Annotated in this window: 14 protein-coding genes and 1 tRNA gene; 6 read left to right on the forward strand and 9 right to left on the reverse strand. The window is 46.1% G+C overall.

The window, feature by feature from the left end:
* Positions 1 to 8: 8 nt before the first annotated feature.
* The 5 genes from JI735_RS00395 to JI735_RS00415 all read right to left on the reverse strand — a co-directional run bounded on the left by JI735_RS00395 (position 9) and on the right by JI735_RS00415 (position 6,993).
* On the reverse strand, positions 9 to 1,580 hold the full coding sequence (locus tag JI735_RS00395; protein WP_039837104.1) for an ABC transporter substrate-binding protein: 1,572 nt from the start codon (positions 1,578 to 1,580) through the stop codon (positions 9 to 11).
* 77 nt (positions 1,581 to 1,657) lie between these two features.
* Positions 1,658 to 2,569: a carbohydrate ABC transporter permease gene (locus JI735_RS00400; protein WP_039837103.1), complete on the reverse strand. Its 912-nt coding sequence runs from the start codon at positions 2,567 to 2,569 to the stop codon at positions 1,658 to 1,660.
* Between the two features lie 16 nt (positions 2,570 to 2,585).
* On the reverse strand, positions 2,586 to 3,521 hold the full coding sequence (locus tag JI735_RS00405; protein ID WP_202676926.1) for an ABC transporter permease: 936 nt from the start codon (positions 3,519 to 3,521) through the stop codon (positions 2,586 to 2,588).
* A 105-nt stretch (positions 3,522 to 3,626) separates the two neighbouring features.
* Positions 3,627 to 5,369 (reverse strand): sensor histidine kinase, encoded by a 1,743-nt coding sequence (locus JI735_RS00410; protein ID WP_039837102.1) that lies wholly within the window; start codon positions 5,367 to 5,369, stop codon positions 3,627 to 3,629.
* Positions 5,347 to 6,993, reverse strand: a complete 1,647-nt coding sequence (locus JI735_RS00415; protein ID WP_039837101.1) for a response regulator transcription factor — start codon at positions 6,991 to 6,993, stop codon at positions 5,347 to 5,349. The genes JI735_RS00410 and JI735_RS00415 overlap by 23 nt, the downstream gene beginning before the upstream one ends.
* Before the next feature lie 628 nt (positions 6,994 to 7,621).
* Here JI735_RS00415 and JI735_RS00420 point away from each other — a divergent pair.
* The 5 genes from JI735_RS00420 (at position 7,622) to JI735_RS00440 (ending at position 14,105) form a co-directional block, all read left to right on the forward strand.
* On the forward strand, positions 7,622 to 11,041 hold the full coding sequence (locus JI735_RS00420) for a glycoside hydrolase family 9 protein (RefSeq protein ID WP_202676927.1): 3,420 nt from the start codon (positions 7,622 to 7,624) through the stop codon (positions 11,039 to 11,041).
* A gap of 227 nt (positions 11,042 to 11,268) precedes the next feature.
* Positions 11,269 to 11,655, forward strand: a complete 387-nt coding sequence (locus JI735_RS00425; protein WP_039837093.1) for a sigma factor-like helix-turn-helix DNA-binding protein — start codon at positions 11,269 to 11,271, stop codon at positions 11,653 to 11,655.
* A gap of 73 nt (positions 11,656 to 11,728) precedes the next feature.
* Positions 11,729 to 11,929: a helix-turn-helix domain-containing protein gene (locus JI735_RS00430; RefSeq protein ID WP_039837092.1), complete on the forward strand. Its 201-nt coding sequence runs from the start codon at positions 11,729 to 11,731 to the stop codon at positions 11,927 to 11,929.
* Between the two features lie 617 nt (positions 11,930 to 12,546).
* Complete coding sequence (locus JI735_RS00435; RefSeq protein WP_083886814.1) at positions 12,547 to 12,816, forward strand: helix-turn-helix domain-containing protein; 270 nt, start codon at positions 12,547 to 12,549, stop codon at positions 12,814 to 12,816.
* Between the two features lie 77 nt (positions 12,817 to 12,893).
* On the forward strand, positions 12,894 to 14,105 hold the full coding sequence (locus tag JI735_RS00440; protein ID WP_039837091.1) for a tyrosine-type recombinase/integrase: 1,212 nt from the start codon (positions 12,894 to 12,896) through the stop codon (positions 14,103 to 14,105).
* Positions 14,106 to 14,273: 168 nt separating this feature from the next.
* On the opposite strand, the gene JI735_RS00445 is transcribed toward JI735_RS00440, so the two are convergent.
* From JI735_RS00445 to JI735_RS00455, 3 genes are all read right to left on the reverse strand, one after another.
* Positions 14,274 to 14,359: transfer RNA gene (locus JI735_RS00445), tRNA-Leu, on the reverse strand.
* Between the two features lie 146 nt (positions 14,360 to 14,505).
* Positions 14,506 to 14,883, reverse strand: coding sequence for a WGxxGxxG family protein (locus tag JI735_RS00450; RefSeq protein WP_051052019.1), 378 nt, complete (start codon positions 14,881 to 14,883; stop codon positions 14,506 to 14,508).
* Positions 14,884 to 14,954: 71 nt separating this feature from the next.
* A complete protein-coding gene (locus JI735_RS00455) occupies positions 14,955 to 15,641 on the reverse strand; it encodes a M15 family metallopeptidase (protein ID WP_039837090.1) in 687 nt (228 codons plus the stop codon).
* A 178-nt stretch (positions 15,642 to 15,819) separates the two neighbouring features.
* Between JI735_RS00455 and JI735_RS00460 the strand changes: the two genes are divergently transcribed.
* Complete coding sequence (locus tag JI735_RS00460; protein WP_157771424.1) at positions 15,820 to 15,981, forward strand: hypothetical protein; 162 nt, start codon at positions 15,820 to 15,822, stop codon at positions 15,979 to 15,981.
* A 270-nt stretch (positions 15,982 to 16,251) separates the two neighbouring features.
* Here JI735_RS00460 and JI735_RS00465 read toward each other — a convergent pair whose 3' ends face one another.
* Positions 16,252 to 16,587 (reverse strand): YolD-like family protein, encoded by a 336-nt coding sequence (locus tag JI735_RS00465; protein WP_039837089.1) that lies wholly within the window; start codon positions 16,585 to 16,587, stop codon positions 16,252 to 16,254.
* Positions 16,588 to 16,785: the final 198 nt, after the last annotated feature.

The raw sequence follows: 16,785 nt of genomic DNA on the forward strand, positions 1-16,785 counted from the left end.
CCCATCAATTACTGTTCTGCTTTCCAGGCATCAATCTGGGTCTGCAATTCTGCCTTGACCTTCTCAATGCCGGCCTTTTTTAATTTTTCATTGCGTTCCTCAAGCATTTTGGCAGGATCAGGAATCGCCCCCGTGCTTGCGGCCCGGTATTCACCGATGACCGAGGTAAGCTGGGTGATCTCGTTTTTAACCGGCGACTCGTCGAATACGAAGCCTAACAGCGGAGAGCGTTTGGCTGCATCATTGAATTCCTTCCAGCTGGAATACAAATCATCCGGCTGACCCGGCTTCAGATAATTGATCAGCTGGTTGCCGATCACCCAGAACAGGGCAGTCCCGCCATACCCGGAATCGGCAATCGGCTCAATCCGGTTCTCGCTAATCTTCTTATAGTGGGTTTCTTCAATCCCGTTAACGAACAGGTTCACGGCATAAGGATCGGTATGCAGCGCATTTAATACCATCATAGCCCGTTCCGGATCTTTGGAGGTGCGGGAGATGGAGAACATCGATCCGGCAGCGAGATCAGTGGTCACGATAGGCTCTTCGATCACCTTGGAGACGAAGTCATATTTATTGTCCGAGGCAATTTTCAGTTCAATGTCTGCACCCGGCTTCCAGACCGCCTGCTGCATCCAGATTTTACCCTGCTTTCTTAAATCGCCGATCTCAGTCGTTGTTGTAGCGGCATCGCTGTTGATGTAGCCCTTCTCATAATAGCTGCGGTTCAGCTCATACTCCGCTTTGGCGATTGATGAAATTTCCGGATCAACCACCGACTTTATCTGGATGTTATCTGTATTTGTGTAGTCATATAAGAACAAAGGAATCTTGTTAGGCGTCGGCCCGATGGCGCGGAAGTTGGAGCGGGTTTCATACATCATCCCTTCACCCGATTCCTTAATGAAATCCAGAATTAGTTCCGGCTCTTTCTCCTTAAGCAGCTTGAACCAGGGTTCAAAGTCTGACATCGTCTTAATATCCTCAATAGGGATATTGTATTTGTCGATGATATCCTTCCGGTACGTGTAGGCCTTGCCCTGGGTAATCTCTTTATTTGTTGGAATTCCATACAATTTCCCTTTGTAGCGCGGAGCCTCAAGATAGATCGGATTCAGGTTCTCCGAGATGCCCTGCCCGTATTTGGCCAGCAGGTCATCCAGATCCAGGAAGGCGCCTTTGGCAACGTTTCCGAAGAAATTAAGCCATGATGCTGTAAACACAAGATCCATCGGCTCTCCGGCATTGAGCATCAGCTCGGTCTTCTGCTTGTATTCGCTGGATGCAATCGGTTGAAGATCAACAGTTGCATTAAATTTCTCTTTGAAATATTCACTGAGCTTGGCTTCCACCAGCGCATCATCCCGCTGCGGCGCACCGAAGTAGATGATCGAAACCTCGTAAGGCTTCAGTGATTCCGTACTACCGGCAGGCTCCGGACTACTCGTGCTGGCCGCGCCATTAGAAACTGCCGATTCGGAAGAACCCCCGTTATTACTGCCAGAGCATGCTTGCAAGGATAACGCGAGAACCAGAACGATCGCCGTAAATAGCGATTTGCGCCCTTTTAACTTTTTCATATTAACCCTCCCTGTATGATAATGCTTTTATATAGAACGGCAGACAGAATGTGCTGTTTGCCGGTTCCACCGCAGCTTTAGCCTTTTACTGCCCCCACTGTCAGGCCTTTGACGAAATATTTCTGAAAAAAAGGATACGCGATCAGGATCGGCCCCATCCCTATGACAGCCATTGCCATCTGCAGGGATTCGTTCGGAAGGTTCTTCATCATCGTTGGATTCTGGGCGGCCAATTCCACATTATTGCGCAGGTACTGCACGTCGTTGAGAACACGCATCATCAAATACTGCAGCGGATATTTGTTCTCACTACTGATATACAGCAGGGCATTGAACCAGTCATTCCAATAACCGATCGTACTGAACAAGGCCATGGTCGCCAGAACAGGCAACGAGAGCGGCAGAACGATCCGCAGGAAGATTCTAAGCTCACCCGCACCGTCTATTCTAGCCGATTCGATGACCGCAGGATGAATGGTCGTCTGGAAGAAGGTCCGCATAATAATGACGTTGAACGGCACGATCAGCATGGGCAGAATCAGCGCCATATAAGAATCCTTGATATCCAGCACTTGAGTGTAAATTAGATATCTGCTGACCATCCCGCCATTAAACAACATCGTGAAGAACAAAAAGAACGTAAATGCGTTACGGAACGGATAATCCGCACGTGAAATGGGATACGCATACAGTGCCATCAACAACACGCTAAGCGCTGTGCCAAGAATGGTTATGGTAAGACTCACCCGATATCCCGACAAAATAGTCTGAAAATCTTTAAAGATGGATTCGTAGGCAATGAACGACCACTTATTCGGAAAAAAGCTGTACCCCTGAGTCAGAATAGATTGCCCATCTGTGAAAGATACAATAATTACAAGCAGAACAGGCAAAAAGCAAAGGAGTGAGAGAATCACAAAAGCTGTGTTTAGAATCAAATTGGACATTGCGGAAATTCCGCCTATACGGTTGCCGGTGTCATTAGCCATGATGGTTCTCCTTTATTTAGAATAGAGCCTGTTCCGGGTCGATTTTTCTGACCATGCTGTTGGTTGCAATAACCATAATGAATCCAACCACCGATTGTACCAGCGCCGTGGCCGAAGACATCCCGATATCGTTTAATTGCATCAAAGCGCGGTATACATACGTATCCACGGTATCCGTTACCGGATACAGCGCCCCTGAATTCATTGGAACCTGGAAGAACAGTCCAAAGTCAGAACTAAAAATACTTCCCATCGACAGAATGGTCATAATAATAATGACTGGTCGGATAAAAGGAATCGTAATGTTCGTAATCTGCTTCCACTTGGAAGCCCCGTCGATGAGCGCAGCCTCATAGTATTCCGGATCTATTCCGGCGATAGCCGCGATGTAGATCACAGCACCGAAGCCTGCATGCTTCCATGCGTTGACAAACACCAGGATATAAGGCCAGTAGCCCTTCTCCGAATACCAGAATACCGGATCATGCCCAAAGGCTTTGAGTACGGTTGCATTGATGAATCCGTGATCCGGCTGCAGGAAAGCGTATACGAGATAACTCACCACTACCATAGACAGAAAGTGTGGCAGGATAATAAAGCTCTGGTAAGCTTTAGCCAAAAACCGCCGCCGGATCTCATTGATGGCAACCGCGATCGATACCGACAGCACCAGGTTCATAATCATAAAGGTCAGGCTGTACAGGAGCGTGTTTCTTACAATTCTCCACATATCCCCCGAAGAGAATAAGAATTTGAAATTATCAATTCCTACCCATGGACTCCCCCAAATTCCGTCAATGTAATTCACATTCTTGAACGCAATAAATATACCGAACATCGGCAAATAACTGTGCGCCAGAAGGACAAGAACAGCCGGCAGCATCATCAGTGTCAGCGCCTTGTACTTCCACATGGCATGGATAAATCTTGTAAAACCGGTGGCTCTAGTCATGTCCATTACTCCTTTCATGGACTTATTATAGAACCATCTCTATACGGCTACGATGATGTATTCCTGTAAAAACGTGATCTTTAAACGTCCGTTTGCCGCTACACGTCATTCGGGCCGGCGCAGGGGCAGGGTGATAATCGCCCGGGTCCCCCCTTCCTCGCTTCGTTCATAGGTTAACCCGAACGCCTCCCCGTAATGGAGCTGAATACGCTGATGCACATTTCGAATTCCGTATCCCTTCGCACTATGCTCTCCCTGCATAATGGCAGAGAGCTCCTCTAGATTTACAGGCAGGTGCCCATTGTCCTCTACGATGAAGCGGAGTGTATCTTCACTTTTAACGGCAGATACCCGTAACTCTCCTTCTCCATCCATTCCGCGCACGCCATGAATAATGGCATTTTCAATCAGAGGCTGAATAATTACCTTGGGAGTTTCATAGTCTCTTAGCGTTTCATCAATCTGCCACCAGACTTCAAAGGTGTCCGGGTAGCGTTTTTCTTGCAACCGTGTATAGGCCTTCGCATGCTCTATCTCTTCACCAATAGTAATCATTTTCCGGCCTCTGCTTAGACCAATACGCAGCAGCATGGACAAGTCCCTGACCATTTCGCCTACCTCGGCATTGCCGCTGTCTAGCGCATACCAGTATATCGAGTCCAAGGTATTGTACAGATAATGAGGGGTGATCTGGGATTGGAGCATCAGCAGCTCATACTCCTTCTGTTTCAGCTGCATCACATAATTTTCTTCAATCGAATAATCCAGTCTTTTGGTCATTTTCACAAATGATCCATGCAGAATGCCGAATTCATCATTCCTGAGCGGCTCTTCAGACCATGACAGCGTTTTGCCGGGTTCATATACTTTCATAACAGAAACAAGCTTCACTACGGGCTTAACAACAAGTCTTACCAAATAGAGAACAAACGTGAGGACAAAAGCTAAAAAAATGATGGAGATGAACACAAGCATCTTTTGCACCCAGATTTGTTTACCGGTAATGGACGCTAACGGGATCTTGTACAATAATCTAGTGTGAAATTTAGAGCTGTCCGAATAGGCGTAAAGCCACTCTTCCCCGCCTTCTTCTGCGAAGGTGTATCCATAAGAGGCCTCAGGTTCTATATTCTTGTGAAGCTCCGCCGGAGAAATGCTGCCTGAACCGGCTGACATTAACAGCTCCTCATTATCATTGAATAAAAAAACACCAGCAGTAGAGGGCAGCTCCACAGATACCATATCCCGGGTTAAAAGAACCTCTACCTTATTGACAACCAGTAGGCCGATAGCCTCATCATAATTTCTGGGATTGAGAATACTGCGCATGAAGGAGAGCGTTTTCTCTCCTGAATCTGAATGCGTGATGCGCAGTGCCCCGCCTCCACTGAGATCCATGCCGCTTACCATAGCGTCAGGCAATCCGCTATTATCTTTATCTAAATATTTGAATCCTTTTGTTTTATGGGAAAGATCAAAAGGCGTATCCCGCCGCTCTATATTTTTCAAATAAATCGCGTATTCCGTGCTGCCGGTAGACCAGCTCTCCAGAATGTTATCGGCCTGCTGGATTTCATTCAGTGTGTCAATTCCTGTCCAAAAGCTGTACCCTGCCGGATTGCTGAAAAACTGACTATCCAGCAGCGTTATCGTCCTGTCATTGATCGCCGATATGGTTTTATCTATTGTCGTATGATTTTGTTTAACCAGTTGCAGTGTTGTACTGCCGACTTCCTCCTTTATGGTGTCTACAGCCACATAAGCTGAAATCCATCCCACCACTATAAAGGGGAGGACAATAAACACAAGGAAGGCCAGCGTGACTTTATGTTTCAGTTTCAGCTTCATCCCGCTTCCCTCCTCTGGTCTTTTTCCGAAATTCTGCCGGTGTAAGACCCAACACTCTTTTGAACATCCGGCTGAAGTGCTCAGGCGATTCATAACCTACCGCGTAGGCGATTTCATATCGTTTCTTGTCCGTAGTACTCATCAGACGCTTGGCTTCTTCCATCCGCAGTGCCGTAACATAATCCCAGAGGTTGGTTTTCATGTCGCGTTTGAAAATATAACCAAGATGTGCTGCACTGAAATGGACCTCTTCGGAAATATCCTGAATTTTCAGCGCCGGATTACGGTAATTTTTCTGGATGTAGCTGGTAATCCGTGAGATTACGTTCTGATCTCTGGCTTGGGAGAGCTCCTGCAAAAATAGAACCGAATCCTCAATATAACGATGCAACCGCTCCAGCTTCTGCTGTCCGGTAAGCCCCTGGAACACCATATCCGGGTTGAAATCATAGAGGGAAACCCCGTTACCCTGTCCGTATTCTACCAGCAGTCCGTAAATCCGGTAGATCAGCATGCCGCAATAGCTGTTCATAACCTCCTGTGACTGATCAGACACCAGCAGCTGACTAAGTATTATTTGCGGATTCACGTACCCTATTGATTCTACCGCTGATTTCATCTGCTCCATGAACTCACTAACCTTGCCCATCCACACCACCATACTCAGATTATCCTGCACGGCGAGGTCGTGATAATAGAAGACTCTCTGTCCAGGATGGACTTTGTTCCACTCCGCGGCCGTATCCGCTTCATCCATCAGCTCAGGGAGCCTCAGTACATCCCCGGCTAGTGTGCTGAGGCCGACCGTCGCCTCTACATTCAGATACTGCTTCAGATTCATAGCGATCATCTGCCCGATCATATGAATCCGGGAGTGTACTCTAACCTGTGGGTCCTCCATTTCCTCGGCAGACAGCTGGATAATGCTGATGATGGAATGGCCGAAGCCGTTGAAGGTCAAGCTGTTCCATTCCGATAGCGTTTCGTTCATAATATTGATCGCGGCATATTTCAATAATTTGCGGTCATGCAGGGTCACCTTCTTATGGCTGAAGCCGGCCTGGCTATAATCAATGCGGCTGGAGATCACGCCAAAGAATTGCCCTGTCAACAGCTCCCCCAGCTCACCGGTCACATCTTCGATATCCTTCTGCGTCAGATTGCGCTGCGTAACCAGCTCCATCAGCCACTCGTTGCGCCTGGATTGCTCCTGAATCTGCCTGCTGTCCTCCGGTGAGTTTGTTCCAGGAAGCTCCTTTTGGGTCAGCGCTTTGCGTACTACACGGAGCAGTTCTGTCCGCTCTACCGGCTTCACCAGATAATCCTTAGCACCGAGCCGTAGCGATTTTTTGGCAAAATCAAACTTCTCATGGGCAGAAATGACAATCACCGGGACATTCCACTGCTCCATATAGATGTTTTCCATTAATTCAATTCCGCTCATCCTGCCCATCTGTATATCGGTAAGCACCAGATCAAAGCTGTCCATCCGTAAATAATCTATCGCTTCGAATCCATTGATTGCCGTTTCAACATCAGTGATGTTCATATCCGAAGCGAGCAGGAAATTCCGGATCCCCGCACTCACTCTCGGCTCATCATCTACAACGAGAATTTTATACATGATGCCCCCCATTTTTCATTGAAAATTCACCGTATGTCAACGCCAGACGGTATCAAGAATACCCTTTGTCTCACAGTACACTCGCTATAAATAAGCGTAGATGATCTATTTTATCTTTTTTGTGATCTATATCAGGATTTTTTATCGCAAGGCTCTGGGCGGCCTAGTTACAGTCATAGTATAGATCACATATTTCATGTAATTCATCATCGATTAGTGATAGTAACTCTTTTATGCTCTATTTGCAAGCGTTTTCATATTTGAAGAGAGGAGATTATGTTACGCGATATTCAACAATGAGGAGGTTAAAAAGATGTTCAGAAGAAGCCAATTCACCTTGAAACTCAGAAAATTATTTTCTGTAAGCCTTAGTCTGTTGTTAATTATATGTACTCTTACTCTATCACCCAAACCCACCATGGCTGCGGTTACACCATTGCCAGGACCCGAACACCCTCTCCTGTATGATGATTTTGCCGGTGGGGGACTATTCAAACAAAATTGGATGAACTGGTACAATCAGGACGGTGGTAGTGGTACTTTCATAAAAACGACAGAAGGCACTCGTTCCATTGGAAAGTTCACACAAACCCCAAGTTCCTCCTCTTCTTGGGCCAAGTTTCAACCTATGAACGAGACCTTTGACCTGTCAGGCTATCGTTATATGAACCTTTCTCTGCAGAATGCAGGGTATGCCCAGTCACTAATTCGTGTTGTTATCGGCGATGGCACTACAAATTACAATCTGACCGGAGGTTATGTTCCCGCATCGAATACCTGGACTGACCTGCAGTTTGATCTGGATGCATTGATGCCTAAGATTCAGAAGAAGAAAGTCAAACTGGAAATTTGGCTTAGACAAGCCGGAGGAACTTACGGGGAGATGCTAATCGATGACATTGTGTTTACAACGGCATCCAGTGGTACCGCTCCCCAGTTAAGCCCGGCAGGGATGAGCGCGAATACAGATAGCAGCTATAACCAGAACACTAATTTTACCTTCGAAGCCACCTATATCGACCCAGATAATGAGGCTCCATTTGCAGTTCAGGTGATCATTGATGACATTGCCTATAACATGCGTGAAACGGATCAAGCCGATGTAACCTACACAGACGGTAAACACTACAGGTTCATGACGAAGCTTCCGGCGGGGGCCCATTCCTACTATTTCCGCACCTCAGATACGACTTCGAATGAAGTCAATACTGGAATTCAAAATTTGAATGTAGTTCAATCCTCTTCTGTGATTGATATTGTTGTAAGCCAAGCCGGCTACAGTGCAGACGATGTAAAGAACGCAAAATTGATATCAACCACAACAGTCACAGACGCTACTTATGAAATATTGGATGGAACTACTGTTATCGCCTCAGGAACCATGACCTATGAAGGCCTTTATTGGAACAAACATGTCTACTCTATCGGCTTCTCAGACGTCACTGCTTCCGGGAACAGCTACAGGGTGCGGAGTAATCAGGTTTATTCCTACTCGTTTGAAATCACACCGAACCTATGGGATCAATACAAGGATGAAATGACTGCTTTCTACCGTCTTCAACGTGCCTCAGTAGCCACAAGTGATGCTTATCCTGAGGGTTACAGCAGTGTAGCTCCCTCAGCTAAGCTCTACCATGCCGCAGGCCACCTGGATGACGCCCAGTCTGCTGACGGCCTCACCCATTATGATCTGACGGGCAGCTGGTACGATGCCGGCGATTACGGCAAATACGGCGGCAACCAATGGGTAGGTGCGGAGATTGCTTTGGCTTATACGCGGTATGCAGACAAAGACAGCGTAAAGTACGATAACGACAGCAATGGTATTCCGGATCTGGTTGACGAAGCGGTCTTCGGCAGTGAATATCTGATTAAGTTCGCCGACCAATTGGGCGGGGAAATGTATAATCTCAGAAATAACGCTTCTTTCGTTCATCCCGAGAAATCTACCGACAATATCTCCGGCACAGCCGATGACCGGAAGCTGACGGATCTAAGTGTCGGCGGCTCCGCCAAGTCAGCGGGCACTCTTGCCGCCACAGCGCGCGCGATCCGCACGGCGATTAACGAAGGTGACATCGCGTCATCTCAGATTGCAGAGCTTACGGATTTTGCCAACCAATGCGAGACTGCCGCGGTTACCTTTTATAATTATGTGGTCGCCAATCCTGACGGTCCCATCGGATCTTATTCCACCAGAGGAGGCATCCCCAATTCCAAGCTGCTGGCTGATGTTGAGTTGTACTTGCTGACCGGCGATATCCAGTATCGGAATGCAGCTACGGCTACAATAAGCGCATTGACCTTGAGTGACATCTCCTCCACCAACTACTGGGATATGAGCCCTATGTCCATGGCCGAATTCTATCCGGTTGCCGATGCTGAAACACAATCCCATATTCATAGCCTCTTAAAAGGGCAAGCAGATTTCTTCCTCTCCATGTCCGATGATATACCGTATGGTGTACTGAACCAGTTCAAAAATTTCGGTGTAAACGAACCTCATGCTTCTTATCTAGGGGACATGCTGCGGTACTATGAATTATTTGGTGATCCTGCGGCACTGCAGGCGGTCGTGAAGGGAATGTACTGGCTGTTCGGAGAGAATCCCTGGAATATCAGCTGGGTATCAGGCATTGGTACCCATCATGTGATGTTCCCACACACCCGCTATAATGAGGAATCCAATACTGCGGGTGATACCGGGATTATCCTTCCCGGTGCCATGGTCAGCGGACCCAATATGAAAGATCCCAAAAATAAGAGCAGTGTAAGTCCCTGGTATGAGGACCGTTCCCTCTATCTGGATGATACGAATCAGTGGCGCTATAACGAGTTCAGCATTAGCATTCAAGCAGGACTCCTATATACAGTCATGGGACTCAGTGCAACTCCGGGAACAGGTGTGGACAATGCAGCCAAGCCGCCCGCCTTGCCGTTACTTTCTCCAGTGATCGGAGAATGGATCCGCGGAAATGTAACTGTTTTTGCCCAGGCGGGAGATCAGCTGAGCGATGTTGAATATGCAGCAACCGGATTGCCTTATCAACCCATGACCGTCTCAGGGAATGTGTATTCGACTGTAAGCGGTGCGGTCTACGGTGCGGTCTACGCTGCGGTCATCGATGAGAGCCAATCCTTGCCTTATACGAACCGGAGAGTGGATGTCCGTGCCAAAGATCCTTCCGGCGCATACACCTACAGCTCGACTCATTACACCGTTGCTCCACCGTTGCCGGACCCCTCCACTCCGCTGTTATATGATGATTTTGGAGGAGCTGGCTTCTGGGGTGGCTCTGCTGCCAACACGACATGGGTCAACTGGTATAACCAAAATGGCGGAACGGGAACGTTCACCAAGCTTACAGCAGACGGACGTTCTGTCGGCAAATTCACTCAGGTTCCGGCAAATGTGAATTCAGCGGCTAAATTTCAGGCATGGAACGATGTGGTCGATCTGAGCGGCTACCAATATTTGAATATCACGCTTAAGAATCCTGCATCTCCTGACCTCAGGACCCGGATTGAAATCTATGACGGCAAAAGAACATATAATCTAACTGGAGGATGGGTAGAAGTTCCAGCCAATTGGAGCGATCTGCAATTTGATCTCAATGCACTTACCCCGGCCATTGACAAAAAGGCACTAAAGTTGTCTATTTGGCTCAAACAAAATACAGTCACTCCAGGAGAAATGCTAATTGATGAAATTAAGGCTACGAATAAAGTCAGCGGAAGTGCGCCAACGTTAACTTCAGGAGGAGTAGATCAACCCCAAGGCACTCCACAAACGGAGTTTACTTTTACTGTCACTTATACAGATGCAGACAATCAGGCCCCATTTACAATGGAGCTTGTCTTAGACGGCGTCGTTCGAAAAATGCAGCCTGCTGTTCCGGGTGACACTAATTATTCAGACGGCAGAATCTATCAATACAGTACAAAGCTACCTCCTGGTCAGCATTCATACTACTTCAACACCACCGATACTTTCACCGATGCCGTAAGTACAGAAGTTCAGAGTGCTCCTGAAGTCAGCCTTGAATAGTGTATTTGTGGTTAAGCAAATGTTTGGCAATATTTATTATAAAGTACACTCTTTAGCTCAGACGACGAACGATAATAACGTTCGTCGTTTTATTATTAAATGCTATGTAAGAAAATATAATAATTTCATTTAAATTCGAAATCATTTTGGATAATTTAACAATATTTTGTCTAAAGTTGTTTTTTCAAAAAAATTCCCCATTTAAGTACGAAAGGAGATGTTAGAAGTTGAAAAACGGACAAAAAGAAATATTGGCTGTTGAGAAAGGATTTAGTCGTTATATTCAAACATGTCTTTTTCATACCAGCCGGGATTTTTTCATGAAAATTGATCGTGAGTATCATCGTACCGAGCCACTAAATGAAGATTTCGACACCGATGCCCTTAATGTCACTATCAATTTCTTTTCTTCTACTTTATATGTGGAAGCTCACGAATATCTGCGTTCCGCTATTCAGACATTGAATCCAATGGAAAAAAAGCTATTGTTTCTAAAATTTTATGACGAAAAAACCGATGCCGAAATAGCTCATTCATTTGGATTGACTCAACAAGCCATCAGTAAATCAAAAAAACTACTGCTGGACAAGCTTAAAAATCAATTGGAGGTGTAAAGTTCGGCGAATTCACCGCATCCGTCCCCCCCTCTTCCTCGAATTAGAAACCTTTGAGGAAAGGGGAAAACGAATGCGGGAAGTAATTGAATTGATTCTGTTAGCCCAAAATGGGGATAGTGATGCTGAGGAAGAATTAATTTTTCGGTATGAACGCCTTATCCATAAGTATGCTTGGCATAACAATCAATATAGCGAAGACTGTAAACAACAATTAGTCATTGCATTTATTTTAGCTGTTCGTCGATTTGATTTAAAACGCTACCTTTCGTAAACGTTATTTATCCCCTTGTGTTCAGTCTTGGCATTTCAATTGCCAAAGTTAATTTAGACTGGCCTATGGGTAAGCATAAACCATTAAAATTCCGGCATTAGGTTTCTAGCCAGGAAAATACAAATCCAAAAAATTAATATACTAATTAGCAGTTAATTATCCCTTTTTTTTCGATTTCAGTTGTGATTTTTGTTACTTGTACCCACTTTATCATAGAGGATATTTTTAAAATATATATTATGAAATCCTCTGTATATTGATTAAACTAAACTGCCTTTACGTTCTTTGACAACCCTATATACCTTGTATCAAGTACATTACTCCTGCCTCTGTAATTTCAGAAGCGACGAAGCGGAAACGCCAAGACAGTCTCTTGTTGGTATTTATGCCTTACTAGAGACCCGAGCGATTTACTTCTGGCTAAAATCATTCTATGGTGGGATGAATCGCCATGATCTGCAAGAGTGATAATGATACTTCTGCCTGGCCAACGTTACGGTACTGGGGGCAGCCCGCTCGGATGAGGGGAACTTCGTAAATTACGAAGTTATGATGTCAGCTTACCACTGACAGCTTGATATGAGCTTTAATTCTAAGAATACAAAGGAGACTACCGAATGCTGAAAGATTGCCTTGTAGCTTCAAGTCCACAAGACATTTACACCTTAATGTTCTTAAAATTTCCGGATGTTGTTAATGTTATGCAGATGTGCGACATGCTAGGAGGGATCAGTACAAAATCCGCTTACAAACTGCTTCAATCCAACCAGATTGATTATTTCAAAATCGGCAGATCTTATAAAATCCCCAAAGTAAATATAATCGTTTATCTTCATCGCATTATGAATAATAACCCACCGCTTCACTATGTCGCTTTACCGCATTGAATTATTTTTCCCATACGTGTTATACTTAATACGTCAATGGTAGGATCAGTGCGGGCTGCTATGAAGGAGGGATATTCATGGTAGCAGGCCACCTACAAGAAAAAAAAGGTCTTTTTTATATGGTCTTGAATTGCAAGGATGAAGAAGGTAAGAGAAAGCCAAAATGGATTCCTACTGGCCTTACAGTAAAAGGAAACAAAAAAAGAGCAGAAGCATTGCTATTAGAGACAAGAAGGGAATTTACTCTTCTTTTAAATGCTACTGAGGAAGAACCGATAGTTGAAGAAATTGTCGAAGAAATGTCAGCCGAAGAGCCAGTCGAACAGGGACCACTTTTTTCTGTCTACATGCTTCAGTGGCTAGCAATGATGAAGCACAAGGTTGAATTTATCACTTACGCATCTTACCACAACGTCATAACTAATCATATCGTACCTTACTTTGAAGAAAAAGGCCTCTTTCTCAAAGAATTATTACCAAGTCACATTCAAGAATATTATCAGTACGAGCTAGATGAAAATGGAGTGACAACCAATACGGTTCTCCATTACCATGCTAATATTCGCAAAGCGCTAAAACATGCGCTTAAAAATGATTTAATTAATACCAATCCGGCGGATAAGATCGAACGACCAAAGAAGAATGATTTTGTCGGCAGTTTTTATAACCATCAAGAAATTAATTTACTTTTTGGCATAGTAAAAGGTGAACTAATTGAACTAGCTGTCATTCTTGCTGCCTTTTATGGATTGCGAAGAAGTGAAGTGATTGGACTTAAGTGGACTGCCATCAATTTCGTTAATAAAACGATTAGTATTCGTCATACTGTAACACCGGTTTATTTTGAGGGAAAAGAACACATCATTGAAAAGGACCGAACTAAAAACAAACCGAGTCGCCGCACCTTACCTCTTGTGCCAGCCTTTGAGGAGTTACTGCTGTGTATTCGTGAACTTCAAGCGCTTAATAAAGCCATATGTGGTAAATCCTACTGCACTGATTACGAGGAGTATATCTATCTGGACAAGTTGGGACAACGAGTTAAACCCGGCTATATCACACAAAACTTTACTAGAACTCTTAAAAAAAATGGTTTACGCCATATTCGCTATCATGACCTGCGTCATAGTTGTGCAAGCCTCTTACTCGCCAATGGAGTAAGTATGAAAGAAATTCAGGAATGGCTGGGACACAGCAACTATTCTACAACAGCCGATATTTACTCTCATTTGGAATACAGTTCAAAAGTATCTTCAGCATCGGCGATGAGCAATATTTTGGTCTTTTAATAAAAAAGATCGTAATCCCCTCATCATTTCATGAGAGTCATACGATCTTCTCCTCGTTCTCTCCTTCGGAAAAAGGAGAGAACTACAGGAGAGAACTCGTTAAAAAGTTCTCTCCTAAACTGTTTCAAAAACCAAGGTTTTTCGGAAAAAACCCTTATAAATCAAGGATGCCGAGGACGGGGGTCGAACCCGTACGGTACTCACGTACCGCAGGATTTTAAGTCCTGTGCGTCTGCCTATTCCGCCACCCCGGCATGGTAGAAGCGTTGATAACGCGACAAGAAATATGATATCACGTATCCGGGGGATACGCAATCTATATTTTTCATAACGTTTGAGGTTAACAAAAAAGGCCCGGTCAGCCGGAGCCGATGGGCCATGTGCAGCTTGAACAGATCGACTAATGGCGATCGCGTTCGCCGCTTCTGTTTCTCATACCGGCCAGACCAAGCAGACCGACCAATCCCAGCCAGCCCCAATTGGAACCCCTGTTGTTATTCGTATTAGTCGTGGTGTTGGTAGCCCGGTATCTGCCGGTCTGCGTAGTATTTGTTAGTGGAGAAACGGTGTTGTTATCTCCGGCGCGGTTATGCATAGTACCCGTTGTGCCTGTTGTGCCAGTGGTGTTGTTCATCATGGTGCTGCCCTGCTCATTCATCATACGGGTGCCGTTTCCGTCAAACCCAGTTGTACCGGTAGCGGTGGATGCATATCCTACGCCAAGCAGACTCATGGACAAAACGGTGCCGCAGGCAAAGGTTGTTATCAGCTTCTTCAAGATGTTGTACCCCCTTGTGTGGTTTGTCCCTGATAATTTCCCCCTGCGGCGTCGAATCTATGCAAGAAATTTTATATGGTCACCACATTCACTGTCTTGCTGGCAGGATCATAAGTCACCTTGGCGCCAAGCGCTTCAGCCAATGCCCGTATGGGGACGTAAGTAGTCCCGTTATCCAATACTCCGACTGTAAGCTTCACTCCGTTCAGGGTGATCGAAATCTCCACATCTTTATTCACTTCATCCTCACCCCCGTTGATCCGTTCCAGGGCCTCCTTCACCTGATCTGCGGCCGGGCGGCGGCCTGCCTTCAGGTCTTGAATAGTCAGTCCAAAAGCCATCTGCAAATGGGAATAATCCTTAAAAGAAGTCCAGTCTCCGCCCCATTCAAGTCCCAGCTTTTTGGCTTCCTGTACGACCTCTTGCCAGTCTGCGAGCTTGTCTTCGTCCCCATCCCGCCTCATGTCCCAGGAGATGTTCTGTCCATCCGGCAGCAGCAGTGCAAAGTCCATCGCCAGTCCGTAATTATGAAAGCTGCTGCCGCCCCGCGCGTTGGTTACAATCGGTCCCTTCCTGGTTCGGCCCTGCGCGTACAGGGCATTCTGTTCAGCTATGGTCCGCAGGCCCTGGGTGATGACAATCGGGATGCCCCGGGCATAACAACGCTGTATCAAAACATGGGCAGCTGCCAGCAGGACGGGATGGAGACCGCCGAGCCGGGCTGCCGATTTGCTGTTCACCTGATCCAAAGTCAGCATTAGATCACCCCCTGGTATAGTAGATGCCTTCTGCTCCGCCGTTGCTTGTACGCTTTTCCCTGATTGTAAAAGAAAAAACCCCGGGCATCCGGGGCATTTGCATCTTTATGGATTACCGTTTTCCTGGATGGTTCCCGCCCAAACAGGCCAATATAAAAGCGAAAGGTGGGAAGACCTCATGGAAATTCACAGTGACAGCTACAAGGTAGCAGCCTTGAGCGATCAGGGGGACGCGGTGGAGATTATCCGCCAGGCTGAAGCGGCCATAGCCCAAATCAACGGGAACAAACCGGTGACCCTAATCGCTTATGAGAGAACTGAGCCCAGCTCCAACAAATAAAACCAGGATTTTGATGAACCCTTCGGCAATTTCAAGTGGAAAAAGGGGCACTAATTTTGCTCAAGCATCCTATTCTCCGCAGATGAAGTGGAAAAAGGGCAACTAATTCAGGCCATTTCGCTTCTGACAAAGGAATATGGCACAATTAAGTATCCTTTTTCCACTTCAAGCTCACAATTGTTCATTTTGGGGAGAAATAAGTTCCCTTTTTCCAACTAGCACTGCTCACCTGCTTCATCGCAAGCAGCAGTTTGGAGAAAGGTCTGCCGCTCAGACGATGTACGCTTCGACAATATCATCGACCTGAATCCACTTCCATTCCTCCGCCCACTGCAGCTTGATCTCACGCGAGTGGGTGTGAATGGAAGTCACAAAGCCGTTCAGCTGCTTGTTCCCGCAAGGATCATGCAGCACTACTGTTACCCGGACATGGCTCCGCAGCGACAGCGCCAGCGTGCATTCAATCTCCTCCAGCTTCTGCTCATCCAGAACGGGCTTTCCCCGGTCCAGCATCTCCCGTTCATCCTTCGGTATCCGGCTTTTGTGCTCTGGCAGCAGCACTCTGCTGCTCTCCCACAGGCCGTACTCTTCCAGCTTCTTGCCCATTGTGCTATTCCTCCTCCAAGGATGACCTGATTCATTTCAGTCATTGCGCTCCACACAAAGCGAACGTATGTTTGTATTATATGCGCATTTCCGCTTGTTAAGCAATCAGAAAAAAATGACAGAACCGCAAGCAAAAGGCGCCCACAGTATTCGCTGTGCAGCGCCTTTTGCTGTCCAATGACAGGGAAGCCTTGATTC

Source organism: Paenibacillus sonchi, assembly GCF_016772475.1.
Lineage (GTDB): Bacteria > Bacillota > Bacilli > Paenibacillales > Paenibacillaceae > Paenibacillus_AQ > Paenibacillus_AQ sonchi.